At 45.2% G+C, this 3171-nt stretch carries 3 protein-coding genes; 2 read left to right on the top strand and 1 reads right to left on the bottom strand.

What is annotated here, in order from left to right; genetic code table 11:
• Positions 1-910, bottom strand: a 910-nt coding sequence (locus WBA23_RS20800) for a ThuA domain-containing protein (RefSeq protein ID WP_424584204.1), incomplete at its 3' end; no start/stop codon positions are given.
• Positions 911-1069: 159 nt separating this feature from the next.
• Between WBA23_RS20800 and WBA23_RS20795 the strand changes: the two genes are divergently transcribed.
• Positions 1070-1948, top strand: a complete 879-nt coding sequence (locus WBA23_RS20795) for an AraC family transcriptional regulator (protein ID WP_424584203.1) — start codon at positions 1070-1072, stop codon at positions 1946-1948.
• Between the two features lie 198 nt (positions 1949-2146).
• Positions 2147-3171, top strand: a 1025-nt coding sequence (locus WBA23_RS20790; RefSeq protein ID WP_424584202.1) for a M3 family metallopeptidase, incomplete at its 3' end; no start/stop codon positions are given.

Raw genomic sequence — 3171 nt, 5'->3', positions numbered from 1 at the left:
GTTCCAGACTAAAACCTACTGGCACCTGAATGAGCTTCTTAGACTCTTCCGGCGAAAGGGGCAATTGAGAACGGGGGGCGGGATCACGCTTTTCGTAGTTCGGAATGTTGGATCGTTCCTCGTACTGTAATTCGGGCATGTCTTCCATATAGGCTTGCCACTGCTCCTTTACGTCAGCTTCTACCGCCCAGAGAATTCCGGCTTCCATCAGATCGTGGAATTCGGGTTGGCCCCAGGTGCGTTCGTCATGCCCGTAGGCGGTGTAGAATACTTTTCCTTCTCCGTAGGTCTTGGTCCAGGTCCAGGGCTCTTTCTGGCCAGCTTCCCCGGGGTTGCTTTCAGATCGCTCCATCAATACGTTAATATCTTCCGCAATTTCATGATGGACATAGGTTTCGTCCCAGGTGCTGAATTCTTCTACTCCTTCTAATGCCGGATGATCGGCTTGAGTGATATCAGCCACAAAAGTGCCGGTTTCGTGTCTCAAAAATTGCCCACCTACCATGTCTACGTATTCCGGAGAGTTTCGAAAGCAAAAGCTAGCGCTGTGCACCGGAATAAATGCGTGGCCGTCTCGAACGTACTCCAGCATAACTTCTTCCTGCGAAGCGGTAATCTCATCGTGGTTGGCGTAAATCAGCAAACCGTCGTACCTGGATAAATTCTCAGCGTTTAAGTCATTAGGATCTTCGGTATACGATAGCGCAATGCCGCGGGAGTAGAGCGCTGAAGCCAGCATGGGCATATAGGCCTCTGAATTGTGATGCTCCGAATCGTGCCCTAAAAATAGGATGTTGATGGCTCGGGGACCGGTCTTCTGAGTTGAAGCTGTCTTTGGGGAATGACAGCCAAATAGCAATAATGCTATTCCAATAAGTAAGGTGGTGCAGAATGTTGTGATATTCTTCATATGAGCCAAGAATAATTATCTAAGAATAAATTCTTTTTAAAAAGAGCATCCAATCTCGCAAATGTTTGCAAACAATGCTTTCTTTATTTTGACTAATACTGACTGTATTTTGCTTTTTTTGCTAAAAATTCTAAATTATTGAGATAAATAAATGTAACTATGCGGGCTGCGGTCAATAAAGTCTCTATACCAGATTCTGATGTTTTTGTCATACAAGATTTGCAGGAGCCTTACTTTGATCCTAACTGGCACGCCCACCCCGACTACCAGTTATTTGTTGTGCTGGAAGGGACTGGTACACGCTTTATCGGAGACAATGTGCAACCCTTCCAGCCGGGCGATATGGTCTTCACTGGGCCTAATCTGCCGCACCTCTGGCATAGTGACGACACCTATTTTCAGGAGGAAAATGATTTAAAAACTCGGGGAATAGTTATTTACTTTCACCAAGATTTTTTGGGAGAAGGTCTTCTGCAAAAGAGGGAAATGAGTAAAGTACGGCAGTTGTTTGAGCGTGCCCAGTTGGGGCTGAATATTTACGGTAATACGAACCGTAAGGTGAAGGTGAAGATATTATCCTTACTCCACATCGAGGGTTTTCCGAGTGTGCTTTGCTTACTGGAAATCATCAACCTGCTCGCTCATTCTTCCGAATACAAGTTGATCTCTAGCGTGGGCTACACGCATCGCATTAATGAAACTGATACCGAGCGAATGAACCGGGTGCATGATTACGTGATGCATAACTACAAGCAGAACATTAGCTTAGAGAAAGTGGCTAGTCTAGCCAATATGACTCCCTCTTCGTTTAGCCGGTATTTCAAAGTTCGGGCAAATAAAACGTTTTCAGCTTTTGTCAGCGATATTCGTATTGGTCATGCCTGTAAGCTGTTGCAGGAAAATCAGATGAATATTGCCCAAGTTAGTTACGAATGCGGTTACAGAACCCTTTCTAACTTCAATAAGCAATTTCGGGATATTACCAATAGAACTCCCTCTAAGTACAAAAACGAATATGCTGAGATTGTGCATAGTTAAACTACCCAACTGATGTTTTCCTTCCGGATAGTTTACCATTTTTGCGCAACTTAGACTAGTGGTTGCTGTACTTTAAAGCAATGCTGGCAATCTGGTTATAAGCGAACATTGCGCAGTCAAAGTTCTCTGTTAAAAATTGTGAAACACTTTACCTGGTTATCTTCTTTATTTTGTCAGTATTTATCTGAAGAAGTAACTATGAGATTACCCAACACTAGCATTTTTGCACTGGGCATATGTGCCCTACTCTTTTTATCCAGTTATCACCCCAAAGAAACAGCATTGAATTCTACTTATCTGACTGACACCGCCAACGTATTACTACAAGAGTGGACTGGCCCCTACGGCGGAGTGCCCGCCTTTGACAAAATGACCGTGGAGGCGGTAAAACCGGCTTTAGAGCAGGGCATGGAGATAAGCTTACAGGAGATAGAGGCCATCGCTAACAACCCGGAAGCACCCACCTTTGAGAACACCATTGTAGCCATGGAACGCTCGGGCGAAGAACTGGGTCGAGTATTTACCTACTACGGCATCTACAGCAGCAATATGTCGTCGCCCGAATTCCGGGAAGTACAGCAAGAGATGGCTCCTAAACTATCCGAATACTCTTCCAAGATTTCACAGAACGAAAAACTGTTCAATCGGATCAAGGCCGTGTTTGAAGATGCTCAACAAAACCCATTGGAAGACGACCAGCAACGGCTGATAGAGTTGATCTACAAGCAATTCCAAATGAACGGAGCGGAGTTGGATGAAAAAAAGAAGCAACGCTACGCAGCGATTAATCAAGAGCTATCTAAACTTTACACCCAGTTTTCTAACAATGTACTAGCCGATGAGGAAGGTTACATTACTTATCTGACTGAAGATCAGCTTAGTGGCTTATCCGAATCGCTCGTTAGTGCTTACGCTAGTGCCGCGACTGATCGGGATAAAGAAGGTATGTACGCGGTAACCAATACTCGCTCTTCTATGGACCCGTTTCTAACGTATTCTGATGAACGAGAATTGCGAGAGGAAGTATGGCGCACTTATTATTCGCGGGGTGACAATGGTGACGAATACGATAATAATAAGCTGATTGAAGTGATCCTAAAGCTGCGTAAGGAGCGGGTCGGCCTGCTAGGCTACGACAACTACGCCGAATGGCGACTACAGGACCGTATGGCTCAGAATCCGGAGAATGCGATGGAGCTAATGAATGCTGTGTGGCCCGCCGC

It is taken from the genome of Tunicatimonas sp., assembly GCF_049647865.1.
Classification (GTDB): Bacteria; Bacteroidota; Bacteroidia; order Cytophagales; family Cyclobacteriaceae; genus Tunicatimonas.
Note: the sequence above shows the minus strand (reverse complement) of the source record. Positions and strands in the feature narration are given on the sequence as shown.

Coding starts and splice junctions, on each gene's coding strand:
- WBA23_RS20795 (WP_424584203.1), top strand. CDS start 1,070: ATGCGGGCTGCGGTCAATAAAGTCTCTATACCAGATTCTGATGTTTTT.